We start from the raw sequence: 25929 nt of genomic DNA on the forward strand, positions 1-25929 counted from the left end.
TTTTCCAACCTATCGGTCAAGCGGGCTCATCTCTTTTTCGGTTTGGAGCCCCGCATGACATCCTGCCTTCCTGGTTCTCGCAAAGGCCGCTTTGCAACGCTCTTCGCAGGGCTGCTCCTGGCATTCTCACTCGTCGCCATGGATCATGCCGAAGCTCGTCGCGGCGGCAGCTTCGGAAGTCGCGGTACGCGCACGTTCCAATCGGCGCCGCCGACCAGGACCGCTCCGTCGCCGACCGCTCCGGTCGAGCGTTCGATGACGCCAAATACCGGCGTCAACTCTGCCGCCCGGCAGCCGCAGGCCGGCCTGCAGAGACCGGGCTTCATGAGCGGCTTCGGCGGAACGATGATGCGCGGCCTCCTGCTCGGCGGCCTGATCGGCCTGTTGATGGGCCAGGGTCTGGGCGGCCTTGCCGGCATGTTCGGCTTCCTGCTTCAAGCCGTGCTCATTGGCGGCGCGATCATGCTGGCGATCCGCTTCTTTCGCTCGCAATCGTCGCGAGGCACCGCGCCCGCGTTCGCCGGTGGCGGAAATGCCCAAGCGTCGAGATTTGAAAACCGGGCGGCCACGGCACGGGAAAACAGGACGGGCTCCTTCACACTTCCCGGTTTTGGTGGCGGTTCAAGCGCAGGCTCTTCGGGCCCCGAATCTGAGGATTTCGCGCCCGATCAAAAGGACCTCGACGCATTCCAGCAGTTGTTGACCGACGTCCAGGAAGCGTTCGGGCGCGAGGACCATGCAGCGCTGCGCCGCGCGGTGACGCCGGAGATGGTTTCCTATTTGTCGGAAGAGCTGGCCGAAAATGCTCAGAGAGGTCTTCGCAACGAGGTCACGGACATCGCCTTACTGCAGGCCGATATCGCCGAAAGCTGGCGCGAGGATGACCGCGATTACGCCACGGCTGCCCTACGCTACGAATCGCGCGACGTGAAGCGCGACCGCGCCACCGGCAAGCTCGTCGAGGGTGACGAGGACCATCCGACCGAGACCACGGAACTCTGGACATTCACGCGCCAGAATGGCTCAAGCTGGAAGCTGTCGGCGATACAGCAAGCCTAGATCCGTTCTCGCTGCAAGCCGCTCGGGCACGGTCCGTGTCCGCGCGGATCCACGGTCGCGACCGTCAAGCCGCGGCCGAATCCGAGGCGGCGCCGCGCTATTCCAGCCGCCATAGTTTGACAGCGTTGGACCGCAAAAGCCGGTCTCGTTCCGAATCTCCGCAGCCGGTAAGCAGCGCCTGTGTCGCCGCCACCCATGTGGAGAGGCCGCCGCCAAGCGTGCAGACCGGCCAGTCGCTTCCCCAGACGACGCGATCCCAGCCGAAGGCCCCGATCGTGTGTTCGACATAGGGCCGCAATGTCTCGACCGTCCAGTCGGGACCAGCATAGGCAACGACGCCGGAAACCTTGGCCGCGACATTGGGACGCCGGGCGATCTCGCTCATATGGGCGCGCCACGGATGCTCGGCTCCGCTTTTGATGTCAGGAACGCCGCAATGATCGAGAACGAACATCACGTCGGGCGCCAGATCGACAAGTGCAATCGCCTTGGGGATCTGATGCGGCAACACGACGAGATCGAAAACCAGCCCCGTACCGCTCAGCCGCTTGATGTTCTCCCGAAACAGCCCTCCTTCCGAAACGTCGTCCGGCACCACATGGAGGACGCGGCGGAACCCTTTGACGAAAGGGTTTGCCCGCTGGCGATCGAGATAGGCTGGAAAGTTCGCCTCCTCGGGCCTGCAGGACGCGATCGCTCCAGCCAGCATGCTGCCGGGCTGCCGCGACTGTGATTCCACTCGAGCGGTCTCGGCTTCGATATCCGCCGGATCGACATCGACCTCCATGTGAAGCACACGCTCGACCCCGACGCGCTTCGCCTCCGCGGCGTATTCCTCGTAGGAGAAGTCGCGATTGATCGCCGGCACGCCGGCAAGCCAGGGATAGCGCAGTGCCGAGCGATCGATGAGATGAAGATGCGTGTCGATGATCATGGCTGTTCTCCTCCCGGCGTTTTAATTCATCTCGCTTAGCCTTCGACGGGGCTCTCCGCCACGCCTGCATGGATTGTCAGTTTCTAACGCCTTGGCATGCAAGGAAACCGGACGTCCAGAATTTCAGCATCACCCGCCCAGCAGTGTTTCACCTAAGTCGAGATTGACGTAAAGCGGTGGTGAGCGTGGCTATATCAGGCGCGGCTCGACAATCTCTGGCCGTGCCATTTCAGATGATCGTCCATAAAGGTCGAGATGAAGAAATACGAGTGGTCATATCCATCCTGCATGCGCAGCGTCAGCGGAATGCCGGCCTTGGCGCAGGCTGCTTCGAAAAGCCAGGGCTTCAGCCCGTCATTCAGAAAGCCGTCTGTTGTACCCTGGTCGACGAGGAATTCCGGGAAACGGCAGCCATCCTCGATCAATGCCGTGGCGTCATAGCCGCGCCACAACGCCTCGTCATTGCCGAGATACTTCTCGAATGCCGGCCGTGACCAGCCCGCCGTGCTCGGCTGCACGATCGGCGCGAAGGCCGAGCAGCTTCTGAAACGCTGTGGGTTTTTCAACGCAATGGTCAGCGCGCCGTGACCGCCCATCGAGTGGCCAAAGATCGCTTGGCGCGTCATATCGGCCGGAAACTGTCGCGCGATGAGGGCCGGCAATTCCTCGGCGACGTAGGAATACATGCGATAATTCCTCGCATAGGGCGTTTGGGTCGCATCGACGTAGAAGCCTGCGCCGCAGCCAAATTGCCAATTGTCCTTTTCATCGGGGATGCCGGCGCCGCGCGGACTCGTGTCGGGGCAAACGATGATCAGGCCAAGCTCGGCGGCCAAACGCCTGTACTCGCCCTTATCCATCACATTCGCGTGGGTGCAGGTGAGACCCGACAGATACCACAGCACCGGGCAAGGCGTTTCGCGCGCCTGCGGCGGCACGAAGACGGCAAACGTCATTTCGCACGCGCAGACTTCGGAAGTGTGGGCGTAAACGCCCTGGACGCCGCCATGTGATTTGGCGATGGAGATGTGTTTCATCTGTTCGGGCATGTGATCCGTCTCCAGCAAACGCCGATCCCGGCCGGTGTATCTACGGCATCGGTCGCCGCAGCCGCAAGCGGTGTGAGTCGGCCCTGCTTCGGCTGCGGGGCCGGGCAACAACCGCACTTCGGGATAGAGATGCTTATGCGCCAGCCACTGCGACGGCAGGTCGGGCAAGTTTCATGACATCGCCGGCGCTCTGCTGATCCGCAAGAGCCCAGAGCATGTCGGCAAGGGGATCAACGGCGAGTGCCGGACAACCATAGTGAGCGAGGGCAGCGAATTTCTCACGCAGCGCCTGGTCCGACATCGGCCGAGCCAGGCTGCCGGTCGCAACCTTCTCGGACACCGCCAGGGGAGAGCCATCCGCATATCGGATCATGACATGGGCCGCATCCACTGGCGTGCCGGCATCGATCTCGACCGGGCGAATTTTTGCGCGCAATTCGCGAACCAGCGGGTCGTTTACCAACGCATCGCTGAATTCTTCGGCGCCGGCACGGCCGCGCAGCAAACTGACAGCCACAGCATGCTGTGCGCTTACCTGCGCCTCCCGCCCCGTCGTGACTTCGGGCCGGTCGGCACGAGCCTTGAGCAGGGGGGCACCGCGGACGACAATCTCCGCAACTCGACCGACTGAGAAATCGGGGGCGGCGCGAGCCGCGAGGCAGGCATCGATCACGGGGTTGAGCACCACACCGCAAGGATAGGGCTTGAACATGTTGCGCCGGATTTCCCAGCTTTGTCCCAGCCCGGCCTCGATCAGTTCAGGCTTTGGATGATCAGAGCAGACCCTGAGAAAACCACGGGGACCTTCGAGCGGCGCTGGCGGGCCCTCGACGCCGCTTCGCGCCATCAGGGCCGAAATGAGCCCCCCGCGCGCGGCATTGCCGACCCCAGTGCTCTTGGCCATGAACCCCAGCGTCTCGACCAGACCCGACGCCTGCGCCGACGCATTGCCGAGCGCCCAGACCATCTCGTCCTCGCCGAGATCAAGGAGCTTGGCGGCGGCCATGGCGGCGCCAAAGATGCCGCAGGTGGAGGTGATGTGCCAGCCGCGGTCGTAATGGCCAGGCGAGACGGCGTTGCCGATACGGCAGGCAACCTCGACCCCAAGCGTGAAGGCGTGCAGCAGTTCCGCGCCGCTGACCGCGAGAATTTCCGCCAGCGCCAGCACGACCGGCAAGACCGGCGCGGTGGGATGGATGATCGTGCCCGCATGCGTGTCATCGAAGTCGAATACATTGATCGCCGCGGCATTGAGAAAGGCCGCCGTCAATGCGTCACGCCGCTGAGCGTGGCCTATGACGGTCGCGACCTCGCCAGCGGAAAACGGCGCGAGGCTTTCCGTCAGCCGCAGCACCGCCTGATCGGACGACCCGCCTAACGCGGTTCCAAAACCGTTGAAGACCGCTCTCATCGCGTGCGCGCGCACCGGCTCCGGGATGTCTTCCCAACGGGAGCGGTGCACGAAAGCCGCCAGTCGGCGCGAAAGGCCAGCCACGGAAGGCTGAAAAATGTCTGCGGTCATAGGCCGGTCTCCGATCAGGGCTCAGCCCCTCGCCTTCGCGCCTGCCACGGTTACCCCCGCCCAGCCCTCGATCGGCTTGATGATTTCGGTCAGGTCCGCGTCCGCGCCAAGGTCGCTTTTTGCCACCGTCAGAAGCTGCCGCACGGCGCCGCCGACGATCATCGGCACGCCGAGTGCGTCGCTCTCCTCGAGGCACAGCCGGATATCCTTCGCCGACAGACCGATCGAGAAGCCGAAATCGAAGCCACGCGTCAGGACGAATTTCGGAATCTTGGTCAGCGTTGCATTGGAGCTGCCGCTGCCCGAATTGATCACTTCGATAAGAACATCGGGATCGAGCCCGGCTTTGGTGGCAAGGACCAGCGCTTCGGAGGCAATGGAGAGCGCCGTGACCGACATCAGATTGTTGATCACCTTCATCATCTGGCCCATGCCCGGCTCGACGCCGACATGGATAGGCTTGCCGAGTGTCTCGAGGATCGGACGAACCGTCTCCATGACCGACAAGTCGCAGGCCACCATCATGGCGAGCGTTCCTTTCTCGGCGCCGCCCACACCACCGCTCACAGGGCAATCAACTGTCGCGATGCCGGCAGCCTTCAGGCCTTGTGCCAGCTGGCGCTCGGTGCGCGGGCCGGTGGTCGACAGATCGATGACGATTTTTGCTCCCCGGCCAGAGGTGAGCCCATCGGGTCCGAGCGCCACGGCCTGGACGATCTCCGGCGTCGGAAGCGACAACAGGACTACATCGGACAGACCCATGAGTTCGGCCGGCGTCTTGACGCTCGCCGCTCCCGCCATCGTCAGGGCAGAGACGGCGGCGGCGTTGGTGTCGTAGACGCTCACAGAGTAACCGGCCGCCAGCAGCCGTTTCACCATAGGCGTCCCCATGCGCCCGATACCGGCGAAACCCAGTTTCAATTTCGTCATAATAATCTCCACTTAAAGGTCCGGCGCCGCTCAGGTGTGCTCGATCAGGGCGTCGCGGCGACGGGATCGAGGTCCAGGCGCACGATGTCGCCGACCCCCGGCAATGCAGCTGGATAGCGGGTCAGCACCAGCGGATCATGGCCCGGAATGACATGTCCGGGCGAGCTGGCGAGCTGGCGCATGGTGGCATAGCCCTCCAGCATGTCGGTCGCGCTCTCCAGCACGGGGAACGGTCTGTTCTGTTCGAAATTGGCATAGAAATGCGAGGCATCCGAGCCAAGCACGACCCAGCCGCGGGCCGTCTTCACCCGCATCACCTGCAATCCCTTCGAGTGGCCGCCGACGCGATGCACCGTAATGTTCGGAGCGATCTCACTGACGCCGTCGTGGAAGGTCACCCGCCCGGCAAAGAGCTTGGCGACCATGTTCGAGACGTCCTCGTAGTCAAAGGGGTGGCGAAGGTAGTCATGGCACATGCAGCGGCCTGTGCAATACGCCATCTCCGCGTCCTGGACGTGGTAGCGAGCTCTCGGAAACAGTTCGTGATTGCCGGCATGATCGAAATGCATATGCGACAGGATGACGTCCTCGACCTTGTCGGGATCGATGCCGATCATCTTGAGCCCCTCGCCCACGGGGCGCAGCAGGTTGCGCTGCCGCTTGCGCGCCACATCGGCGTCAAAGCCGGTGTCGAACACGTAGGTCCTTGTCTTGCCGACAATGGCCCAGACGAAATAGTCGAGCGGCATCGGGCCGTCATGTGGATCACCGCCGATGAAGTTCGCCGCCGCGTTGCGGTCGTGATGCCCGTAGCGAACCGCGTAAAGTTCGTAGATATCATCCATGCATGCCTCCCTTGGCCCCTAAGCCAGCCCGCTCCAAAGCCAGCCGGTCCGAATCCACTCAACTCGCAAGCCATCCCCCCTCGACGGGAAGCATGGCGCCCGTCATGTCACGGGCAATCGGCCCGCACAGGAAAACAAGCAGGTCGGAGACGCTTTGCGGTGAAACGAAGGTGCCGCCGGGCTGCTTGCCTTCCAGGAACAGCCGCTCCGCCGCGCCCCGGTCGATGCCGCGGTCCGCCATCAACTCCTCCACACGGCTCTCGGTGCCGGGCGTCAGAACCGAACCCGGACAGAGACTGTGGCAGGTGACGTCGACGTCGAGATTCTCCAAAGCCACGGCACGGGTAAAGCCAAGGATAGCCGATTTGGTCGTGACATAGCCGACACGCCCCGGCGTGCCGCGCATGCCGTAGACGGACGTAATGTTGAAGATACGCCCGAAATTCCGGGCTCGCATCTGTGGCAACACCAGCCGGACCGCATGGAAAATGGCAGAGAGGTTCACGGCCAGCGCCAGATCCCATTGCTCGGGCGGAAAATCGATGATCGACGCGAAGTGCCGCACGACCGCGTTGTTGATCAGAATGTCGACGCCGCCAAGTTCGGCGCCAGCGGCCGCGACAAGCGACTGGACACCCGCCGCCGTGGACAGATCGGCTTTGTGATAGGCGACCTGCACGCCAGTCCTGCGAGCCAGCGCTTCACGTTGCGGCTCGACCGTCTCGGCTGTTTCGAGGCCGTGCAGCATGACGCTGCAACCGGCCTCCGCGAGCCCGGCGGCTATCGCTTGCCCCAACCCAGCGGTGGAGCCGGTGATCAGTGCGCGGCGTTCGCCAAGGGCCTTTGCCGGGGCAGCTGGCATCGGCGGTGCCTTATCCTGCGACAGGCTCATAGCCTGGTCCGCTGCTTAATGAGCATCACCAAAGTCCCTCGTCCTGGTCCGAATACCGGCCGTTGCAAGGTGATCTTGTCTGTTACCGGTAACAGATATTGAGTTTAGAACAGCGCCGTTCGCGATGCAACGGGTGATACCGGATATCTGAGGTCAGGTGCTTTCGCGCTGGATCAGCTCGAATTTCAGGTCGATCACGCTGCCGCGCAGATGCTCGGCACCGTCGATGATCCGGCTCAACAGAATGCGCGCCGTCCGTTCGCCGATGTCATAACGGGGCAGCCTCAGCGTGCTGACGGATGGGCTGACGTGACGCAGAAGATCCACGTCGTCGAAGCTCGCCAGGGCAATCCGGCCAGGAACGTCCCAGCCGCGCTTCTGGCACTCGAAGAGCGCCCCGACCGCCAGCACGTCACCGGCGCAAAACAGCGCGTCGACCTCGGGTACGCTTTGCACCACGCGCGCCATCACTTCCGCCCCCGAGGCGAGACCGCGCTCAGTCTCGAGCACGATGCGCGGATCGGGTTCCAGTCCGAGTTGACCAAGCGCGGCGTGATATCCTTCCAGTCGGTCTTTTGAGCGATCATTGTGAACGGAATAGAGGCTGGCGAAAGCAATCTTGCGATATCCAAGCCGGCCGAGATGCATCGTCATGGCATAGGCTGCGTCATGATTTGAGAAACTGACCACCATATCCAGCGGTTCTGCCGGTATATTTCCGTTTTCTACGACAGGTATGCCCGATTTCCTGATCTTCTCGGCAGCTTGCGGAGTATGTTCGGTGCTGTGCAGGACAAGGCCGCTGACGCGCTGGCTGAGAAAGATCGTGATCAGCTCCTCTTCCTCATTGGGATCATAGCCCGACTCGGCGATCATGAGCTGGAATCCGGAACGCTTCAGCACCTCCGACAAGCCTTTGACGGTTTGCGTATAGATCGAGTTGTCAATGCTCGGCACGATCAGGCCAATCGTCGTTGACCGGCTCGAGGAGAGGCTTCCGGCCAGATGGTTCGGCAGATAGCCGATCTCCCGGACAACGCGGAGCACTTTTTCGCGCATCTCGGGCGAAACCTTGCCGGGTTCGTTGAGCGCGCGTGAAACAGTCATGATGGAGACGCCTGCGCGAACCGCGACATCGCGCATCCGCGCGCTCCCAACGCGCGGATTTCCGTCTACCGTGGGTTTTTTCGGCATTGCTGTCACAGCCCGGCGTTGCGAAGAAATCAAACCATCACGCGGGCAGATAAACAACCCTTCACGACAGAAACCCGCAAATCTGTTGTTACCGCTATCAAAAACCGCTATTGAAGCTTGCGCACTGATGATGCCGGGGATCGCAATGGATGGGACCGCCAACAGCCGAGCCGAACAGGCGGTGCTGCATTATGTAGCCGCCGCGCGGCCAGTGCAGCGGTTGATCAGCGCGACATTGACGCAGGTCGCTGGCTTCGCGCTGCTGCTGCTGACATCGCGAAGCCGCGTGTCGCTGGCCGAAGGCGCGCTAGCCGGCGCGCAGGAAGCAGCGATGCGAGCAGCCGAGGAGGTTCGCGCGCTGGCTGTTCCCGACATTGCCGCCCACCATCACCACCATCTGCGCGGTGCCGCCGAGACGCTCCTTCAGGCCTGCGCCGCAGCTTCCGATCAGGTCCGCGCGCGCAGCTCGGATCAAGGCGATGCGCTCTCAAGCAGGCTGCGGGCATCAAGCGATCACCTGCGCACGACAGCCAGTTTGTTGCCGGGGTTTGAGCTTGTCGATTTCGGCCAGGCGTGCTGCGCGATGCACGCGCCGAAGCGTCTCCTGCGAGACGCTCCGTAGGCCATCATATCAGGGAGGAAAATATGGCGGATTACTCGATCTGGGTGCTCGAATATGCGGCGGTGGAGAAGTTTCCCTTCAGCGTGATGATGTACGGGCCCCAACACCAGGGCACGCGCAAGCTGCCTTACGCCTACGTGTTGATCAAGGGGAAGGGCGAGACGATCCTCATCGACACCGGCTATGACCACGTCGCCTATGGCGAGCAATTGGCGACGGCCTATGGCGTCTCGAATTATCACGGCCCCCGCGAAGTCCTGGCAGAATGCGGCGTCAGTCCCGAAGACGTGACAAGCGTGTTGATCACCCACGCCCATTTCGACCATATGGGGGCCATCCATCTGTTTCCAAACGCAAAGTTCTATGTCCAGAAAACCGAATTGGACAAATGGGTCTGGGCGTTGACGTTGAACCCGGAATATCGCTTTCTGACCGGTGGCGGCGATCCGGCTGATATCGTGCGCGCCGTCGAGGCGGCTAAGGAAGGCCGGATGATCTGCATCGACGGCGACCAGGAGGATGTCCTGCCTGGTATCGACGTCCATCTGGCCGCGGATACTCACACCTATGGCAGTATGTATATAACCGTGCGCAACGACGGCTCGCGCGAAAGCGAAGACAAATGGATTTTCGCCGGCGACCTGATCTACACCTATGACAATCTGACGGGCCTTGATCCCGAAGCGCCGCAGATCGTGCCGATCGGCCTGGCTGTCGGAAGCCAGCACAATCTGATATTCGCCAGCGATCGGATGATGAAATCGGTGGGCGGCGAAGTAAGGCGGGTGATCCCCGTCCACGAGGACCGGCTGCGCACCACCTTCCCTTCACGGCTTACCGACAAGGGTCTGCAGGTGGTGGAGATCGCGCTTGCAAAGGGCGAGCAAAGCCGGGTTGCCTGAACCTTCGGGGGCGCGCAGGCGCCCCCGATATCGACCCGTCTATAGCCCTCAGAGTTGATCCGCGCCGGCGACGAAGCCGCCGCCGTCGATGACGACCGCCTGGCCGGTGATGAACGACGCCGCGTCGGACGCCAGGAACAGCACGAGTTGGGCGATTTCCGACGGGTCGCTGATGCGGCCCATGGGAATCATCGGCAGGACCGTATCCTTGGCGCCTTGCTCACTGCCGAACATGCCGGACAATAGCGGCGTCATTACCGAGCCGGGCGCGATGGCGTTGACGCGGATGTTCTTGCGCGCCACCTCCAACGCCACGGAGTTGGTCAGGCCGATCACACCCCATTTGCTGGCGCAATAGACGGCGGTGGTGGCGAAACCCATGACCCCGAACAACGAAGATGTATTGACGATGGCGCCGCCGCCTTTCGCGGTCATGTGCGGGATCTGGTGCCTCAGCCCATTGAAAATTCCCCGCAGATTGATGTCCATCAGCAGGTCGTAGTCCGCATCATCGAGTTCGTGCACCGGCGCCGTCTTGCCGGGTACGCCCGCATTGTTGAAGGCGACATCGATCCTGCCGAAGCGGTCGAAAGCCTTCTCATGCAGCACGGCCATCGCCTTGCTGTCGCGGACATCGGTTTCCAGGAATTCGATCTCGACGCCGAGCGGCTTCACCTCCTCCTTGAGGCTCTCTCCGAGTGCGGCGCCAATCCCCGAGACGTAGAGATTTGCGCCCGCTTTGGCAAAGGCCAACGCGGTGGCGCGGCCAATGCCGGTCGTCGCGCCGATCAAAATGACGTTCTTTCCGGAAAAATCGTATTTCACTTGCATGTGGATCCTCCTGATGGCCTCGCCCGCGAGATAGTCGCGGCAATTTCAGCGTCGCTCTCGCCATCCATAGCCTTGACGTGATACCGCTAACAAGAGAAAATAGGCAGTGAGGCGAGGAACATGACAGAGGCACGCCGTTTTGGCTAAAAAGCGATGTTTTTTGGCGGTTTCGGTTCCCTGTTGATTGACCTTTCGAAGGCTTGCGGTGATACCGCTATCAAATCCGTCTCAGCCGGGACCTGAGCACAGCGGCTGGACAAGAATTTTCTCGACGCTGCTCGGGCTGGGACAGACGTACCGCTTCGAGGCTATGGCGTGGAGATATCTGGGATACGAGGGAAAGGGAGTTAACCCGAACCTCGTGAAAGGAAGGCGCCGGCCCCGTCCCGGGGACGGTCGGACAGGGAGAGGAGGATTTCCCAATGTATAAGATATTGCTTGCCGCTTTGACGGCCGGAGCCATGATGGTGGCGACGGTCGCTCAGGCGAAAACCCTTGGCATTGTTGCACTTCTGGCCAATGATGCCCTCAACATCGCCGTTATCGGCGGCGCGACCGAGGCCGCCAAGGCGGCTGGCTGGGATGTGAAGGTCACCGATACCCAGGCGAGCGCCGACCAGGCCAATGCCGCGATGAATTCCTTTGCCGCGCAAAAGGTCGACGCGATCTTCGTGCTTGCCTTTGCCAGCAGTTCCATCGGTTCCGGCCTTGCCGCGGCGCGCGACGCGGGCATTCCGGTCGCCACCTGGGGCGGCGAGATCGTTCCCGGCATCGTGGTGACGACGAGCGGTCGCCAGGTTGGCGACGATTCGGTGAAGTTCCTGACCGACAAGGTTGGAGGCAAGGCCGACGTGCTGGCGATGACCTTCCATCCCGGAAAGCTCTGCATCGACCGTGGCGTCGCCTTCGACGAGGGCGTGAAGGCCAAGACCGATATCAAGGTGGATTATAGCGAAGTGACGGCGCCCGGACAGGTGCAGTTCGGCAACGCGACTGCGGCGGCCTGGCTGACCGCGCATCCCGCCGGGGGCGACAAACCGCTCGCCATCTGGGCGTGCTGGGACGAGCCCATGCAGGGCGCCGTGGCTGCAATGCGCCAGGCCGGCCGCACCGACGTCACAACCGTCTCGATCAACGGCAGCCCGCAAGCGCTTCAACTGGTCAAGGACGGCGACCTGACGGCAACCGTCTGGCAGCCGGCGTTCCAGGAGGGCAAGGAAGTCTTCCAGGCGATCCTCGATTCAATGAAGGCCGGCGCCTCCTGGCAGCCCAAGACCATCCAGATCCCCGGGATCGTCGTCACCAAGGACAATGTCGACAAGTTCATGGCCGACCATCCCAATGGGCTGTGAACTGATCTTGCCGCATCTGGCACGGCAGCGCCGCTAGATGCCGTCCGCCGCTCCAGTCGGGCCATGGATGCGCATCCGTGGCCTGACCAAATCCTTTGCTGGTGAACTTGCCCTTGACCATGCCGATCTCGACATCGAGCGTGGCAAGGTGCACGGCCTGGTCGGCGCCAACGGCGCCGGCAAGTCCACGCTGATCCGGTGTCTGGCCGGCGTGACGGTGGCCGACGAAGGCAGCGTGACCATTTCAGGCGAAGAGCTGCAAAAAGGTTCGCCACGCGCTTCGGAACAGGCTGGGCTTGCCTTCATCCATCAGGAACTGAACCTCATTCCGCATTTCAACGCGTTGCAGAACATCCTGCTCGGCGCTCCAAAGGCCACCCGCTTCGGCATGATCGACTGGACGCGTTCCGGCGTCGCCGCTCGGGCCGCCGCCGAACGGGTCGGCATCCGCTTTCCGCTCGAAACCAAGGTCTCCGAACTGTCGGTGGCGCAGCGCTGGCTCGTCATGATCAGCAAGGCGCTGGTGCGCGACGCCAGCATGATTGCGATGGACGAACCCACGGCCTCGCTGTCCGGCCCGGAGAGCGAGCAGCTTTTCGATATTATCCGCGACCTGTCGGCACAGGGTGTCGCCATCCTCTACGTCTCGCACCGGCTGGAGGAAGTGCTTCAGCTCTGCGACAGGATCACGGTATTGCGTGACGGTCGGATCGTCGATGCGGCCGAGCGCGGGGCGCTGAACAAGAAGGGCCTGGTCAGGGCCATCATCGGCCATGATATGCGTGCCCCAGACGAGCGCGCGCGGTTCGCCACCGATCGCGACCAGAGGCCGATCTTTTCCGTCCGTGACGTCGCTTGGAAAAGTGCCGTCAAGGGCGTGAGTTTCGATCTTTATCCGGGAGAGGTCCTTGCGCTGGGCGGTCTCGTCGGAGCCGGACGGACGGAACTTGCCCATCTCATCGCCGGCGCGGCGAAGCCCGACGCCGGTCATTTCGAGCTCGAAGGCAGACGGCTCGCTATCCCTAACGAGGCCGAGGCGGTGCGCGCCGGGATCGCGCTGGTTCCCGAGGAACGTCGCTCGCAAGGCGTGATGCTGCAACAGTCAGTCGCGTTCAACATCAATATATCCACACTGAAGGGCCTGCGCGCCGTTCCCGGTCTCCCTTTCATCTCAGACCGGAAGGCACGCCGGCAGGCGGAGGGACTGGTGGCGCAGTTGGGGATCAAGACGCCCGGCATCGAGGCAAGGATCGGCGGCCTCTCGGGCGGCAACCAGCAAAAGGCCCTGATCGCGCGGTGGCTGAACGCCGGAACCAGGCTGCTTGTCCTCGACGAGCCGTCGCGAGGGGTCGATGTCGGCGCCCGCGAGGAGATTCATGACGCAATCCGCGCCCTCGCCCGATCCGGAGTCGGTATCCTCGCGATCTCATCGGACGTCGAGGAACTCACGCTTCTAGCCGACCGCGTGCTGGTGATGCGCGAGGGCCGCATCACCGGCGAGTTGACCGGCGCCGATATCACCGAGGCACGGATCATCGAACTCAGCTATCACGATACCAGTGACGAACAAGGAGACATCGCATGATGGCCCAGGCTGGAACCGCGACGAAGGACGTAGCCCCGCTTCGCAAATCCTCGTGGAAGCGGACGGCGTTGATGTGGCTGTCGCGCTACGGCACGATTGTCGGACTTCTGTTGATGGTGGTCTTCTTCTCTGCCAACGCGCCGACAATCTTCCTGTCGCGGGCCAATTTCCTCAACATCCTCAGCCAGGCGTCCTTGACGGCGATCATCGCTTCCGGGCTCACCTACACGCTCGTCGTCGGCGAGTTCGACCTGAGCATCGGCTATGTGGCGAGCTTCGTCGGGTTGATCGTCACCGGGCTCATGGCCTACCAGGGGCTTCCGATCTGGCTCAGCATTGTCAGCGCCCTGCTTCTCGGCGCCGCAATCGGGGCCTTCAACGGCGTGCTGGTGACCAAGGTCAGGATCAATGCGGTCATCTCGACGCTGGGCGTCGGAACGATGCTGACGGGCATTGGATTTACCTACAGTTCGTTTCCGATTGCGACCGGGATTCCGCGCGCTTTTACCGATATCTCTCTGGGTCGCCTGGTCTTCGGCCTGCCCAATCCGGTGATCATCATGGTGATCGTGCTGATCGCGCTGTGGGTCATTCTGAACAAGACCGACATTGGCCAGAAGATGCAGGCTGTCGGCGGCAATCTGGAGGCAGCCAGGCTCTCGGGCATCCGGGTGGACCGGATCAAGATCTTTGCCTTCGCCACCGCCGGCTTCTGTGCTGCCCTGACCGGGACATTGCTGTCCTCTCTGCTCGGCAGCGGAACCCTGGCGGCCGCCGATGGCTATCTCCTCGACGCCTTCGCCGCGGTTTTCCTGGGTTCCGCTACGTTACGAGAAGGCGAATTCCATATTTCGGGAACCTTGATCGGCGTGCTGATCCTGGCAGTCGGGTTCAATGGGCTCAGCATCTTCGGCGCGCCGACGCATTTCCAGCCGATTTTCAAGGGCGGGATCCTGGTGCTCGCGGTCGGCATGTCGGCTCTCGCCCGGCGCTATGCGGCTTCGGCCTGACCGAAGCCGGCGGCAGGTTGGGCAAATCGATACGGGTCTCTAGCCCAGATATTTGTTGAGGATCGACATGCCACCGGAACGGACGATGTCCGGCGTCATTTCCTCGACGATCTCGCCATGCGCCATGACATAGAGCCGATCGCAGACGCGGGTTGCCACATCGACGCGCTGTTCGACGAGCAGAAGCGACGCACCGCGTTTGCGCAACTCGAGCATTGCCTTGACCACGATGTCCACGGCGACGGGCGACAGTGCGACCGACGGCTCATCGAGCAGCATGATTTCGGGATCGCTCATGAGCATGCGGCCGATGGCGACCATCTGCTGCTCGCCGCCACTGAGGAATGACGACAATCGGTGGCGATAGCTCTCGAGCACCGGGAACAGCTCGTAGACCGAGTTCCGCAGCCTCTCCACCCTGGCCCGGTCATGCCGCAGATGCAGCGCGCCCAACAGCAAATTGTCTTCAACCGACTGGTCGAGAAAGAGGCGCCGTCCCTCTGGCGCGATGGCGGCGAGGCCGCGCGCGATGCGGTGCGTCGGCAGGTTTGACACGTCGGTCGACCCGATGCGGATCAGGCCTCGACGCTGCTTGACCAGGCCCATGATGGCGCGCAGCACCGTGGTCTTGCCGGCACCGTTGGGGCCAAGCAGGGCCACCGCCTCACCCTTGCCGACGGTCAGCCCGATGTCACGCACGACGTCGAAGCGGCCGTAACCGGCACTCAGCGCGTTGATTTCCAGTATGGGGGCCGATTGGTCGCTCATTCGCCGAGATAAACCTGTCTGACCACGGGGTCGGAACGAACCTCGTCGGCCGAACCGGTGAGGATCACTTCACCGGCGTTGAGCACGGTGACGCGATCGCAGAGCGGGAACAGAAAGCGCGTCTGATGCTCGATGATGATCATGGTGACGCCCTGGGTCTTGAGATTGGCAAGGATGGTCGCCAGGTGCCGCACCTCCTTGGCCGAGAGGCCGGTCGCCGGTTCATCGAGGACGATGACGTCCGGCCCCGCGACGCAAACCGTCGCAAGCTGGGTGAGCTGCTCGATGCCATGCGGGACGTTGCCGACCTGCCGCGACGACCATTCGCCGGCCCCGACCAACGCAAGCGTGTCGACGGAGCGCCGATGCATCGCCGCCAGATCGCGCCTGCCAGACGGCAGCATCGGCCAAAGAGCGGCGCGGCGGACGATGCCCGGGACCCGGTCGAACAGGCCGACCATCACATTCTGCGTCAGCGTCAGTTCCTTGACCAGCTGCGCCGCCTGGAAGGTCCGCCGAAGGCCGAGTCTGGAGCGGCTGCTCGCCGGCATGCCGTCGACACGCTTCCCCTTGACCAGAACCGCGCCGGCATGCGGCGTCAAGCGGCCGGAAATGACGTTGGCCAGCGTGCTCTTTCCGGAGCCGTTCGGACCTATGAGACCATGGATATGGCCGCGCCGGACGGCGAGGTCGACATTGCGCAGCACTTTCGGCCCGAGCCCATAGCCGAATTCGATGCCACGACATTCAACGATGATCTCGTCCCCGCTGGTCGGGCCGGCCGGCGCGGGAACGATTGCGGGCGAAGAGGTTTCGCCAAATGCGACAATCTCGGGGGCTGGGGCCGAACGCCCGATGAGCGGCGCCAGAATACGCTTGGCGACGCCGACAATACCATCCGGCAAGAGCGTGATGGCGAGGATCGACAGCGCGCCGTAGACGATCTCCTGCAGCCACGGATTGATGTTGACGACGTTCGGGAACATCGAGACGAACATGGCGCCGATCACGGGACCGATCGTCGTGTTGATGCCGCCGATCAGGACCATCACCAGCACGTTGAGCGAAACCGACCAGTCGAACTGGCTGGGAGATACGACGCCGAGGAAGGAGAACAGCCAACCGGCTCCGCCGGCGATCGCTGCCGACACGCCGAAAACGCCGACCTTGATCGCCGCGGTTCGCGCGCCGGCGGCCTCCGCGAAAGGCTCGGCATCGCGGATCGAAAGCAGGATCGGGTAGAACGGCGAATGGCGGATGTTCCAGACCAGAACGAGACAGAGCAGAAGTCCTGTCATGGTACACCAGACCAACGGGGTGCCGAGCCATTGCAATGCGTCCGGAAAGTCCGGGAACGCCGGACCGAGCAAGCCTTGCAGCCCCCCTGTGACGTTGACCATATCGGTTGCAAGCACCGTCAGGACCAGCGTGAAGATGAAGGTGGTGATTGCGAAATAAAGGCCGCTGACGCGCAACGACATGGCGCCGACCGCCACGCCGGCGAGGCCAGCCACGACAAGAACCAGCACCAGCAGGCCGAAGACGTTCCAGCCCTGGTCATTGGCAAGGATGGTCGTCATATAGGCGCCAATGCCGAAAAAGCCGCCCTGGCCGAGGGAATAAAGACCCAGCATGCCGGCAACAAGGTCGAGGCTTATGGCAAGAATGCCGAACACGGCAGTCACCAGGACCAGGCTCTGAAAGCCGAGATCCGACTGCGCGATATAGGCTGTCGCCAAGAGGTAGGCGGCCACCACGGCAAGAAGAGCTGCGGCGCGCCAGCTGCCGGCCGGCAATCCCTTTGCGGTGGCGGAGGCCTGATCGGTCGTCGGATTCACGCGCCGATCCTCAACGGCTGGCCGACGCCGGACGGCGCGGACGGAAAAGCGGGTTGCTGGCGCTGAACAGTCCCTTCGGCGAGACGATCAGGATGACGACCAGCACGATGAAGGGAAACCAGTCCGAAGCCTGCGAGTTGATGAGCCCGTTGGCGCCTTCGGCGCAGACACCCAGCAGGATACCGCCGAACATGGCGGCGATCGGCCGCTCGGTGCCGCCGCCGATCATCATGGCGATAAAACCGTAAGTGCCGAACGTATCGCCCAGATAGGGATTGGCGAAGGTGGTTGGCCCGATGAGCAATCCGGCAATGCCGGCAAACGCGGCGGAGACGGCGAAGGCAACGATGGCGACCACGGTGGTGTTGGCGCCGATGGCCGAGGCCATTTCCGGATCCGCCGCCGTCGCCATGCCAAGCTTGCCGAAAAGCGTGTAGCGCCGCACGATCTCGAAGCCGGCCGCAAGGACGGCGGCGGTGACAATTGCGAGAATCTGCTGAGCGGTGAGCACGGCGCTACCGATCGGGACGCTGATGGAGTTGAGGATCGGCGGGAAGGCTTGCGAGGTCGGACCCCAGATATAGGCGGCCGCGTTTTCGACGATCACGGCGAAGCCCAGCGTCGAGACCAGCCAGCCGAAACTGAACCGGTTCGACAAGAGAATCGGCCGGACTGCGATCAGATAGGACAGAATGCCAATGATGCAGGACGAGGCCAGGCCGGCGGCCGCTGCCAGCCATACCGGATGGCCGGATGACGCCAGCTCGGCGGTGATCATCACCGTCACCATCATGAGCTGTCCCTGCGCGAAATTGATGATGCGGGTGACATAAAACGAAATCGCCAACGCCATGCCGATGAGACCGTAGATCGATCCTATGGCAACGCCGCTCAGCAAGAATTGCAGCACTGGTGGCTTCCCCCATCATGCGGCCGTCACCGGTTTGCGCCGGCTTGAAGCACCCGCGGCCCCAATCCGCCCGGCCGATACCTGTACGTTTCACAACATCAGTCAGACGGCATTCCTGGCGCGACATCGAGATCGGGCACGGCGCGGCAATACTGAAGAGGTAGTCGAAAACCTGCGCTCTGAAATAGCTCGTGCGGGTGACATAACAGCTATGAAGAACGCGATGGACGAAGCCGCCGGGCGATACGAAATCGAACCGAAGCGAGCCATGCGACGGCGTACACAACACCTGAGACCAGAAAAACAAAATGTATTAATGGCAACGGCTTAACGCCCAGGCGAGGCCCTCTGGAGACGCCGTTCGTCTATCACATTCGGAGTTGTCGATCCCAGTCCTTCGAGGTCCTTTCGGCCAGATCTTGGCAGTTGGCCTCGCGTTGACAAGACGGGGGTCATGGGTGGCAAAATTCCGGGCGAAGACACGCGCGTCCGCATCGGGCGCTGGGCAAAAAAGCGATCGGATTGTCGGAGACGGGCCCGCGATCGCAGGGAGGGAAGCAATATGAGAAAGCTCGCTACGACGTCCACCTTGCTGCTGGCTGCGACGGCCCTGTGCGGCGCGACCATCCAGACGAATGCGGCGGACGATTACCTTGTCGGCCTGATTGCCGGCACGACCGGTGCCTACGGTTCGACAGGCGTCGCCACGGTCAACGGATCGCAGATGGCGGTCGACGAAGTCAACGCCGCCGGCGGCGTCGATGGCCACATGTTCAAGCTCGATCCGCATAATGACAATGCGTCGGCGACGCTTTCCGGTCAGCTTTACCAAAAGCTGATGTCGGCCGGCGCCATCGTCATCGCGGGTTCGCCCGACACCGGTCCGGTGACCGCCCAGCTTGCGGAGCGTCACAAGTTCCCGTCCATCGGCGTCGTGGACGATGGCGGCCTCACGGTCAACCCGAACGGTCCGACCAGCCCGCCCAATCCATGGGTGTTCGATTTCGGTCTCAACACCTTTGCCTGGGGCGAGAAGATCGGCGAGCATGCCCTGAAGCATTGTCCCGATGGCCTCGCCGTTCTGCATGACCCATCGACCTACGGTCAGGGTGGGCTCTTCGGCATCCAGCTGGCCTATGACAAGGCCGGCAAGAAGATCGCGATGGATCACGCTATCACCGAGAACTGGTCGACAGGCGCCACCGCCGGCCTGATGCCGGAAGTGAACGCCATTAAAGCCGCGGGCATCAAATGCGTCGATGTTTGGCTCACGCCGCAGGACCAGGCCGCGTTCATGCAGGACCTGCACTCGATAGGCTATGACGCGATCGTCTACGGCAATGACGAGACGAATGCCGACGACACTTTTGCGAAGCTGGCGGGCGACCTGTCCGACGGCATGATCACGGCCATGCTGACCACGGAATTGCACCCCAGCCCTGAACTCCTGGCGTTCCGCGACGCTTACAAGAAGAAGTTCGGCGTCGATGCCACGCCATTCTCGGCGGGCGCCTATGACAGCATCAAGATGCTGGCGCAGGTGATCAAGGACGTGAAGTCGACGAAGCCGGCAGACCTGCAGAAAGGCTTCAACGCCGTCAAGGACTTCAAGGGCATGACGGGCAAGATCGGCTTCTCGGAGTCAAGCCACATCACCATCACGGCGGCGCAGGTCACCCTCGTCAAGCACGACGCCAAGAGCAAGAGCTGGGTCGAAGTCACCGACTGATCGTTCTGTCGCACCTCCCAAGCGCGGACAGAAAGGGCCGGCCCCAGGGGGCCGGCCCATGGCAATCCAACAGCCGACCTGAACTAGAGTTCGACCCGCCACGCCTCGGGCACGAGCCGGAAGCCTTCGCCCTCCTTCACCAGATGGGCAAAACCCGGCAGGTGCAGGTGACCACCGGTGACGAGCAGGCGCTCGCTGGAGACATGATTGAAGATCTTGCGGCGGTTCTCGGCCGCCAGTGTTTCATCGACGTCGAATTCGCTGGTAATATCGGGCACAGGGATCTGCAGTTCCGGCACGTGCACCGTGTCGCCCCACATCACCAATGTCTCGCCGGCGGAATCGAGCTGATAACCGCTGTGGCCCGGCGTGTGGCCCGGCAGCGGCAGTTGGGTAATGCCCGGCGCCACCTCGCCTCCCTCCACAACACGGAAGCGGCCCCGATGGCTAGACAGCAAGGCATCGGCGGATCCTGTGTAGGGAACCGCGGCTGCCGAGCGCCCACGCCGGTCGGTATCGGACCAGAAGTCGAAATCGTCTTTGTGGATGATGATCTCGGCGCGCGGGAAGAGCGGCTGGCCGGTTTCGTCCATCAGTCCGCTGGAATGGTCAGGATGGATGTGGGTCAGGAGAACGGTGTCGAAGTCCGAGGGAGCGAAGCCGGCGGCGGATAGATTGGCCGGCAGCCGCCCCATCGAATACACGGTCGTCGAACCGCCGCCGGCGTCGACGAGTATCGTGTTGTTGTCTGTCTCGATGACGAACGCATTGACGGTCAAACGAGGCCCGCCTTCATGGAAATGCTCCCGCAGCAACGCCTCCATGTCAGCCTGCTCGCTGCCACGAAGAATGGCCATCGGAATGTCGAGGAAGCCATCGTTTATGACCGTGACCATGGCATCGCCGACCTTGCGTCTGTAGACTCCGGGCGCCTGCTTCCGCGACTCGTCGGTCATGTAGTCTCCTCCCAGCAAACAACGATCGAACGCGGGTTCCTCCCTCGCGTTCGGCCACAATGTGACGTTCGGTGGACGCCAAGTGAAGCAAACTCGGTGCTCAGATTTGCGATAACAGATATATCGCTTCCGGCATGCGACGGGGGATAGGCAGGGAAATCGCGGTCTAAGCCTTCGGCTCCCAGATCCCCAGTTTGCGCAGCGCACGGACCTCGTCGCGGATCATGCCCGTCAGTGCCCGAATGACGGTTGTGGTTGGTCTCTGGCTCGAGGTCGCCAGCAGCAGTTCCCGTTCGATCGACGGGTTCTGGATGCGCCAGTAGCTGATCCTGCCTTGCGCGACGAGGTCGTGGCAGCTGGAATAGGACAGGATCGTGTAGCCCATTCCTGCCTCCACGAGACGAAGCGTCGAGGGCATCGCCTCGACCTCCACCTCGATCCTGGGCTCGATGCCGACGGAGCCGAATATCTGGTCCAGCAATACCCGCAGGCCATGCGGTCGCGCCGGCAGGATCATGGGGATCTTGGAGACGACAGCCGCATCGACCGGCGACGAACCCAGCTTGGAGGGATCATTCTTGGCGCCAAGCAAGAACAATTCGTCGCGCAGGATCGGTTCCGCCAGAAGGTTGTTCATACGAGGCGCGTTGTAGAGCACCGCCACGTCAATCTTTCCCATGACGAGCCATTCGAGAAGATGGCCGCTGAAGCCCTCGACGACGCGCATGCTCACCTGCGGAAACTGCTCGCGAAAGTGCTGCACGAGCGGCGCGGTCAGCACCACTCCCACGGACGGCGGCATTCCCAGCACGATCGCGCCGCGCGGGTTCGACCGCAGCGCGCCGAGTTCGGTGGCGGCGCGCGAGGCCTGCTCAAGGATCGCAGTGGCGTAATTCTGCAGAAGCTTGCCCGCCTCCGTCAGGACGATGCCGCGTCCGTTGCGGTAAAGCAGCGCGATGCCGATACTTTCCTCGAGCGACTTGATCTGCCGGCTGAGCACCGGCTGGCTGACCGACAACGCAACGGCGGCCCGGGAAAAGCTCCCGAACTCCGCCACCGCCGTGAACAGTTGGAGCTGCCTTAGGTCGAACATGGTTTGCCTCGTCGCAGAACGCGGAAGTGAGAATTTCCGTTGGCATGCAACGAATTGGCGAGTTTGGTGCACATCGACGCCGTTGACAAGCGATTGGCCGGCCCGAGGCAAAGCTGTTATGCGCCCGGCGAGCATTACCGCACCGGCCCGAATTGCCTAATCTCAACCAATTCGAAGCTCATAGAATCCATCATAGAGTCGAGAGGAAAAGTCGTGCAGCGTCAAACGCTTGGGTTCATCGGCCTCGGCCGCATGGGTGCGCCGATGGTGCGCCGACTGACCGAGGCCGGCCACCATGTGTTCGTTCACGACACGCGGCCGGACGCTGCGAAGGAACTGACCGCCGAACTGACGACATTTGCGTCATCGCCCAAGGCGGTCGGGGATGCAGCCGACATCGTATTCTGCAGCTTGCCGACGCCTCCCATCGTCCGCGAAGTGGTGTTGGGGGCGGACGGAATCGCGGCCGGCTCGAAGGTCAAGACAGTGATCGACCTATCGACCACCGGACCGAGCATGGCGAAAACCATTTCGGCAGGCCTTGCGAGCAAGAACATCGCATGGGCGGACGCACCGATATCGGGAGGGATCGCGGGCGCGCGCAACGGTACGCTCGCCGTCATGATCTCCTGCCCCAAGCAGACCTATGAGGAAATCGACCCCGTCCTGGCCAATTTCGGCCGCCGGTTTTATTGCGGCGAGGCGCCGGGGAGCGCCCAGGTCGCCAAGCTTGGCAACAACATGATCGCCGCCGGCGTCATCCTTCTGTCGGCGGAGGCCCTTGCAATGGGCGTCAAGGCCGGCCTGGATCCGACTGTGATGTGCGACATCATCAATGCCTCGAGCGGGCGCAACAGCGCGACGCAGGACAAGTTTCCGCGGGCCGTCCTCCCCGGCACCTTCGATTTCGGTTTCTCCACCGCGCTGTCCTATAAGGACGTGCGCATGTGCGTGGATGAAAGCGAGAATTTGGGCGTTCCCATGGTGGGCGGGTCACTGGTTCGCCAGATGCTGGCCGCCACCAACGCCCGCTTCGGGCCGGACTCGGATTTCACGTCGATGGTGCGCATCATCGAGGAATGGGCCGGCGTGGAGATTCGCGCCTAGGACAGCGTTGTGGGGAGCGGCACATGACTACGCGCGCGACGGAATTGGCGGCCGCATTGGCCAACCTTGCCGCGCCGGTTTTCGATCCGGCAACCGTCGGCAAAGCCAAGCTGTGCCTGCTCGATTTTCTTGGTTGCGCGTTTGAGGCTTCGGAGCTGGAACCCAGCCGGCAGGCGGCAGCCGCGGTGCCTGCCGCGCCGGGCGGCCACATGATCGGCGAAAGCGCGACGGCGACGCCGGCTGACGCGGCGTTCGTGAACGCCGTCAAGGGTCACGGTCTCGTCAGGGAGGATATGCACGCCGCTTCGGTCAGCCACCATGGTGTGGTTGTCTGGCCCTTGCTGCTGGCCCTGGCGGAAACCAACACTGTCCACGGCATGGATCTCCTCAGGTCCGCGGTGGTCGCCTATGAGGTCGGCGGGCGTCTCGGACGGATGCTGATCGATCCCACCGTATCGGCGCTCTTTCGCCCGACGGGATTGGTGGCGCCAATCGGATCGGCGTGCGGCGGCGCCTGGATGCTGAAACTCGACCAGCAGCAGATGGCCGCGACGATTGCCCTGGCCGCGAATACCGCATCCGGATTGAATCAATGGCCGCAAAGCGGCGGCTCTGACATGTTCTTCCATCCCGGCTTTGCCGCCCGCAACGCCTGGATGGCCGTCCGGCTGGCACAGTCAGGAGCCTTCGGGAGCCCAGACATACTCGAGGGCCGGTCGGGATATTTTGCCGCCCTGGCGCGTCGGCCGATGCCCGGCCGGATCGAACTCTTCCCCGATGGCGAGGCGGATATCCTGAACGTCTACCACAAGGCAGCACCAGCCTGTAATTTCGCGCAGACGGCCTGCCAGACTGCCCTGAAGGTTGTGGAGATGATCGGCTCCGACGCGGCGCCCGTCGAACGCATCCGCATCAGCGTGCCGGCTGCCGCGGCATCCTATCCCGGGTGCGACCGGACCGGGCCGTTCGACAGGACGCTCCAGGCCAAAATGAGCATTCCTTTCGGCGTGGCTGCGGTGTTCGCACATGGACGGCTCTCCGAAGATATCTATAGGTATCTGGACGACCCCGAGACGATGCGCCTGATCGCGGTGAGCGAGCTTGTCGCCAGCCCGGATCTGACGGCGCTGTTTCCCGGCCAGCAGGGCGCGGCAATCGACGTGGTTCTTGGTGACGGCCGCAAGCTCTCGATGGGCCTGCCCGACGTCGTTCCGGCAACGGAAGCGCAGGTGCGCGAACGCTTCCGCAAGGCGGCCGCCGATATCGTCGGCGTCGCCGGGGCTGAGGCCATCGAAGAGTTCGTCGACAGACTCGACACCAGGAAGGATGCAGGCCGACTGCTGTCGCTTTGCGCAGTTGGAGGGCCGGCCAGAAGGCAGCCGACGCGAGCAGCGGCGCGAGGCGCCGGCAAGCGCACGCGGGCGCCGTCCACACAGGCTATGTAGCAATCTCAAACAGGAGCAGATTCATGTCAAAGGAAGTTCTCGAACGTGGCCTGGCGATCCGCAAGGATGTGCTGGGCAAGGAGTTTGTGGAAAAATCATTTGCCGCGGCGGATGACTTCAACCGCCCCATGCAGGAACTCGTGACCGAGTATTGCTGGGGAGCGGTATGGGGTCGCGAAGAGCTGCCCCGCAAGACACGCTCGATGCTCAACCTCGCCATGCTGACCTGTCTCAACCGGCCTCACGAACTCAAGATGCACGTCAAAGGCGCGCTCCGGAACGGCGTCACCCGTGAAGAAATCCGCGAGGTCTTCCTGCAGGCGGCGATCTATGCCGGTGTGCCAGCCGGAGTGGATTCCTTCCGCATCGGGCGCGAGGCCTTTGCCGAATTCGACGCCGAGAAGGCGTGACCAATACCGTCTGGCATTATGCCGGCGCTGTATGGATAACAACCCACCGGACGGTCAGCTCTATGTCCCGTTCGGTGATCCCAAACGGTTGCTTAGGCAAGCCTTGGGTCCACATCAGCAAACGCCGTGCCCAGGCGTTTGTGCAGTGCCAAAGCCGGCGTGAACAAACGGTGCGGAGGCGAGCGACATGAACAATGTGCAAAGGATCGCTTTCGTCACCGGTGCCGCCAGCGGCATCGGTCGCGCCATCTGCATGAGCCTCCATCAAAAGGGCTGCCGCATCGTGTTGGCGGATCGGCAGGAAGCCCAACTCAATGCCCTTGCGACCGAGCTTGGCGGCACTGTCTTTCCGCTCCACCTCGACATCGGCGACGGCGCCGCCGTCGCTGATTGCCTCGGCCGATTGCCGCCGGAATTCCGCGACATCGACATATTAGTGAACAATGCCGGCCATGACATCGGAGGGCGTAAGCGTTTCGACATCGGGTCGGCCGACGACTGGTCGGCGATCATCGAAACCAACCTGATCGGCCTGATGCGCGTCACGCGGGCGATCCTGCCAGGCATGATCGAACGCGGCCGGGGCGACATCGTCAACATGAGCTCCATCAGCGCCATCCGGCTGGTGCCGGACCAGGCGCCCTACTCCGCCAGCAAAGCCGGCGTGCATATGCTGAGCGATATCATTCGCGGCGAACTTGCCGAAACCCCGATCCGGGTGACCGAGATCTTGCCAGGGCTGACCCGCACCAACATCGTCACCGCCCGCCACCGCGGCGACGAGGAAGCCGCCCGGGAATATTTCGAGCGCTTCGGCATGGCGCTGGACCCTGAAGACATCGCCCGCTGCGTCTCGTTCGCGCTGGACCAGCCGCCGCACGTCCAGATCGCGCAGATGTTCGTGGTGCCCACCAACCGGTGGTAGAACCGGCGCGATCGTTGCTTC

The 25929-nt window shown here is 62.8% G+C and carries 24 protein-coding genes; 11 read left to right on the forward strand and 13 right to left on the reverse strand.

What is annotated here, in order from left to right:
• Positions 1-54: 54 nt before the first annotated feature.
• Positions 55-1059 carry a Tim44 domain-containing protein gene (locus LB513_RS00825; protein WP_224661547.1) on the forward strand — a complete coding sequence of 335 codons (1005 nt, stop codon included), beginning with the start codon at positions 55-57 and terminating at the stop codon, positions 1057-1059.
• Between the two features lie 97 nt (positions 1060-1156).
• On the opposite strand, the gene LB513_RS00830 is transcribed toward LB513_RS00825, so the two are convergent.
• The 7 genes from LB513_RS00830 to LB513_RS00860 all read right to left on the reverse strand — a co-directional run bounded on the left by LB513_RS00830 (position 1157) and on the right by LB513_RS00860 (position 8587).
• The gene (locus LB513_RS00830) at positions 1157-1993 is read right to left on the reverse strand and encodes an amidohydrolase family protein (RefSeq protein ID WP_224661548.1); all 837 of its coding nucleotides are present in this window, start codon (positions 1991-1993) and stop codon (positions 1157-1159) included.
• Positions 1994-2187: 194 nt separating this feature from the next.
• Positions 2188-3042 (reverse strand): S-formylglutathione hydrolase, encoded by an 855-nt coding sequence (gene fghA, locus LB513_RS00835; RefSeq protein ID WP_224661549.1) that lies wholly within the window; start codon positions 3040-3042, stop codon positions 2188-2190.
• 133 nt (positions 3043-3175) lie between these two features.
• Entirely contained in the window at positions 3176-4564 is a 1389-nt protein-coding gene (locus LB513_RS00840) for an MmgE/PrpD family protein (RefSeq protein WP_224661550.1), read from the reverse strand.
• 21 nt (positions 4565-4585) lie between these two features.
• Positions 4586-5494: an NAD(P)-dependent oxidoreductase gene (locus tag LB513_RS00845; RefSeq protein WP_224661551.1), complete on the reverse strand. Its 909-nt coding sequence runs from the start codon at positions 5492-5494 to the stop codon at positions 4586-4588.
• A 44-nt stretch (positions 5495-5538) separates the two neighbouring features.
• A complete protein-coding gene (locus LB513_RS00850; protein WP_224661552.1) occupies positions 5539-6339 on the reverse strand; it encodes an N-acyl homoserine lactonase family protein in 801 nt (266 codons plus the stop codon).
• Between the two features lie 58 nt (positions 6340-6397).
• A complete protein-coding gene (locus LB513_RS00855) occupies positions 6398-7201 on the reverse strand; it encodes an SDR family NAD(P)-dependent oxidoreductase (protein WP_224661553.1) in 804 nt (267 codons plus the stop codon).
• A gap of 183 nt (positions 7202-7384) precedes the next feature.
• Positions 7385-8587: a LacI family DNA-binding transcriptional regulator gene (locus tag LB513_RS00860; RefSeq protein WP_224661554.1), complete on the reverse strand. Its 1203-nt coding sequence runs from the start codon at positions 8585-8587 to the stop codon at positions 7385-7387.
• Between LB513_RS00860 and LB513_RS00865 the strand changes: the two genes are divergently transcribed.
• The gene (locus tag LB513_RS00865; RefSeq protein ID WP_224661555.1) at positions 8571-9047 is read left to right on the forward strand and encodes a hypothetical protein; all 477 of its coding nucleotides are present in this window, start codon (positions 8571-8573) and stop codon (positions 9045-9047) included. The genes LB513_RS00860 and LB513_RS00865 overlap by 17 nt on opposite strands.
• Positions 9048-9070: 23 nt before the next feature.
• The gene (locus LB513_RS00870; RefSeq protein WP_224661556.1) at positions 9071-9949 is read left to right on the forward strand and encodes an N-acyl homoserine lactonase family protein; all 879 of its coding nucleotides are present in this window, start codon (positions 9071-9073) and stop codon (positions 9947-9949) included.
• 48 nt (positions 9950-9997) lie between these two features.
• On the opposite strand, the gene LB513_RS00875 is transcribed toward LB513_RS00870, so the two are convergent.
• Positions 9998-10780: an SDR family NAD(P)-dependent oxidoreductase gene (locus LB513_RS00875; protein ID WP_224661557.1), complete on the reverse strand. Its 783-nt coding sequence runs from the start codon at positions 10778-10780 to the stop codon at positions 9998-10000.
• A 422-nt stretch (positions 10781-11202) separates the two neighbouring features.
• On the opposite strand from LB513_RS00875, the gene LB513_RS00880 reads away from it, so the two are divergent.
• The 3 genes from LB513_RS00880 to LB513_RS00890 are packed head-to-tail and all read left to right on the forward strand — an operon-like array spanning position 11203 to position 14727.
• Complete coding sequence (locus LB513_RS00880; RefSeq protein ID WP_224661558.1) at positions 11203-12132, forward strand: sugar ABC transporter substrate-binding protein; 930 nt, start codon at positions 11203-11205, stop codon at positions 12130-12132.
• Positions 12133-12169: 37 nt separating this feature from the next.
• On the forward strand, positions 12170-13717 hold the full coding sequence (locus LB513_RS00885) for a sugar ABC transporter ATP-binding protein (RefSeq protein ID WP_224661559.1): 1548 nt from the start codon (positions 12170-12172) through the stop codon (positions 13715-13717).
• A complete protein-coding gene (locus LB513_RS00890) occupies positions 13714-14727 on the forward strand; it encodes an ABC transporter permease (RefSeq protein WP_224661560.1) in 1014 nt (337 codons plus the stop codon). The genes LB513_RS00885 and LB513_RS00890 overlap by 4 nt, the downstream gene beginning before the upstream one ends.
• A gap of 39 nt (positions 14728-14766) precedes the next feature.
• Here LB513_RS00890 and LB513_RS00895 read toward each other — a convergent pair whose 3' ends face one another.
• Genes LB513_RS00895 through LB513_RS00905 form a run of 3 tightly spaced genes read right to left on the reverse strand, consistent with a single transcriptional unit; the run spans position 14767 to position 18243 of the window.
• Positions 14767-15495, reverse strand: coding sequence for an ABC transporter ATP-binding protein (locus tag LB513_RS00895; protein ID WP_224661561.1), 729 nt, complete (start codon positions 15493-15495; stop codon positions 14767-14769).
• The gene (locus LB513_RS00900) at positions 15492-17333 is read right to left on the reverse strand and encodes a branched-chain amino acid ABC transporter ATP-binding protein/permease (protein WP_224661562.1); all 1842 of its coding nucleotides are present in this window, start codon (positions 17331-17333) and stop codon (positions 15492-15494) included. Before LB513_RS00900 ends, LB513_RS00895 begins: the two co-directional genes overlap by 4 nt.
• Before the next feature lie 10 nt (positions 17334-17343).
• Positions 17344-18243: a branched-chain amino acid ABC transporter permease gene (locus LB513_RS00905; protein WP_224661563.1), complete on the reverse strand. Its 900-nt coding sequence runs from the start codon at positions 18241-18243 to the stop codon at positions 17344-17346.
• A gap of 562 nt (positions 18244-18805) precedes the next feature.
• Here LB513_RS00905 and LB513_RS00910 point away from each other — a divergent pair.
• Positions 18806-19972 (forward strand): ABC transporter substrate-binding protein, encoded by a 1167-nt coding sequence (locus tag LB513_RS00910; protein ID WP_224661564.1) that lies wholly within the window; start codon positions 18806-18808, stop codon positions 19970-19972.
• A gap of 83 nt (positions 19973-20055) precedes the next feature.
• Here LB513_RS00910 and LB513_RS00915 read toward each other — a convergent pair whose 3' ends face one another.
• Together LB513_RS00915 and LB513_RS00920 are read right to left on the reverse strand one after the other, a co-directional pair.
• Positions 20056-20928: an MBL fold metallo-hydrolase gene (locus LB513_RS00915; RefSeq protein ID WP_224661565.1), complete on the reverse strand. Its 873-nt coding sequence runs from the start codon at positions 20926-20928 to the stop codon at positions 20056-20058.
• A 166-nt stretch (positions 20929-21094) separates the two neighbouring features.
• Entirely contained in the window at positions 21095-22021 is a 927-nt protein-coding gene (locus LB513_RS00920) for a LysR substrate-binding domain-containing protein (RefSeq protein WP_224661566.1), read from the reverse strand.
• A gap of 66 nt (positions 22022-22087) precedes the next feature.
• On the opposite strand from LB513_RS00920, the gene LB513_RS00925 reads away from it, so the two are divergent.
• The 4 genes from LB513_RS00925 to LB513_RS00940 all read left to right on the forward strand — a co-directional run bounded on the left by LB513_RS00925 (position 22088) and on the right by LB513_RS00940 (position 25908).
• The gene (locus LB513_RS00925; RefSeq protein WP_318011137.1) at positions 22088-23128 is read left to right on the forward strand and encodes an NAD(P)-dependent oxidoreductase; all 1041 of its coding nucleotides are present in this window, start codon (positions 22088-22090) and stop codon (positions 23126-23128) included.
• Between the two features lie 23 nt (positions 23129-23151).
• Positions 23152-24573, forward strand: a complete 1422-nt coding sequence (locus tag LB513_RS00930; RefSeq protein WP_224661568.1) for an MmgE/PrpD family protein — start codon at positions 23152-23154, stop codon at positions 24571-24573.
• A 23-nt stretch (positions 24574-24596) separates the two neighbouring features.
• Positions 24597-24983, forward strand: coding sequence for a carboxymuconolactone decarboxylase family protein (locus tag LB513_RS00935; protein ID WP_224661569.1), 387 nt, complete (start codon positions 24597-24599; stop codon positions 24981-24983).
• Between the two features lie 187 nt (positions 24984-25170).
• Positions 25171-25908, forward strand: a complete 738-nt coding sequence (locus tag LB513_RS00940; RefSeq protein WP_224661570.1) for an SDR family oxidoreductase — start codon at positions 25171-25173, stop codon at positions 25906-25908.
• The last annotated feature ends 21 nt before the right edge of the window (positions 25909-25929 follow it).

This window comes from Mesorhizobium sp. ES1-1 (genome assembly GCF_020164785.1).
In the GTDB taxonomy this organism is placed as follows: domain Bacteria; phylum Pseudomonadota; class Alphaproteobacteria; order Rhizobiales; family Rhizobiaceae; genus Mesorhizobium.

What these genes read in the sequence shown, in the direction of transcription:
- LB513_RS00825 (WP_224661547.1), top strand. Translation starts at nt 55, where the DNA reads ATGACATCCTGCCTTCCTGGTTCTCGCAAAGGCCGCTTTGCAACGCTC.
- LB513_RS00830 (WP_224661548.1), bottom strand. Translation starts at nt 1,993, where the DNA reads ATGATCATCGACACGCATCTTCATCTCATCGATCGCTCGGCACTGCGC.
- fghA (WP_224661549.1), bottom strand. Translation starts at nt 3,042, where the DNA reads ATGCCCGAACAGATGAAACACATCTCCATCGCCAAATCACATGGCGGC.
- LB513_RS00840 (WP_224661550.1), bottom strand. Translation starts at nt 4,564, where the DNA reads ATGACCGCAGACATTTTTCAGCCTTCCGTGGCTGGCCTTTCGCGCCGA.
- LB513_RS00845 (WP_224661551.1), bottom strand. Translation starts at nt 5,494, where the DNA reads ATGACGAAATTGAAACTGGGTTTCGCCGGTATCGGGCGCATGGGGACG.
- LB513_RS00850 (WP_224661552.1), bottom strand. Translation starts at nt 6,339, where the DNA reads ATGGATGATATCTACGAACTTTACGCGGTTCGCTACGGGCATCACGAC.
- LB513_RS00855 (WP_224661553.1), bottom strand. Translation starts at nt 7,201, where the DNA reads ATGCCAGCTGCCCCGGCAAAGGCCCTTGGCGAACGCCGCGCACTGATC.
- LB513_RS00865 (WP_224661555.1), top strand. Translation starts at nt 8,571, where the DNA reads ATGGATGGGACCGCCAACAGCCGAGCCGAACAGGCGGTGCTGCATTAT.
- LB513_RS00870 (WP_224661556.1), top strand. Translation starts at nt 9,071, where the DNA reads ATGGCGGATTACTCGATCTGGGTGCTCGAATATGCGGCGGTGGAGAAG.
- LB513_RS00875 (WP_224661557.1), bottom strand. Translation starts at nt 10,780, where the DNA reads ATGCAAGTGAAATACGATTTTTCCGGAAAGAACGTCATTTTGATCGGC.
- LB513_RS00880 (WP_224661558.1), top strand. Translation starts at nt 11,203, where the DNA reads ATGTATAAGATATTGCTTGCCGCTTTGACGGCCGGAGCCATGATGGTG.
- LB513_RS00885 (WP_224661559.1), top strand. Translation starts at nt 12,170, where the DNA reads ATGCCGTCCGCCGCTCCAGTCGGGCCATGGATGCGCATCCGTGGCCTG.
- LB513_RS00890 (WP_224661560.1), top strand. Translation starts at nt 13,714, where the DNA reads ATGATGGCCCAGGCTGGAACCGCGACGAAGGACGTAGCCCCGCTTCGC.
- LB513_RS00895 (WP_224661561.1), bottom strand. Translation starts at nt 15,495, where the DNA reads ATGAGCGACCAATCGGCCCCCATACTGGAAATCAACGCGCTGAGTGCC.
- LB513_RS00910 (WP_224661564.1), top strand. Translation starts at nt 18,806, where the DNA reads ATGAGAAAGCTCGCTACGACGTCCACCTTGCTGCTGGCTGCGACGGCC.
- LB513_RS00915 (WP_224661565.1), bottom strand. Translation starts at nt 20,928, where the DNA reads ATGACCGACGAGTCGCGGAAGCAGGCGCCCGGAGTCTACAGACGCAAG.
- LB513_RS00920 (WP_224661566.1), bottom strand. Translation starts at nt 22,021, where the DNA reads ATGTTCGACCTAAGGCAGCTCCAACTGTTCACGGCGGTGGCGGAGTTC.
- LB513_RS00930 (WP_224661568.1), top strand. Translation starts at nt 23,152, where the DNA reads ATGACTACGCGCGCGACGGAATTGGCGGCCGCATTGGCCAACCTTGCC.
- LB513_RS00935 (WP_224661569.1), top strand. Translation starts at nt 24,597, where the DNA reads ATGTCAAAGGAAGTTCTCGAACGTGGCCTGGCGATCCGCAAGGATGTG.
- LB513_RS00940 (WP_224661570.1), top strand. Translation starts at nt 25,171, where the DNA reads ATGAACAATGTGCAAAGGATCGCTTTCGTCACCGGTGCCGCCAGCGGC.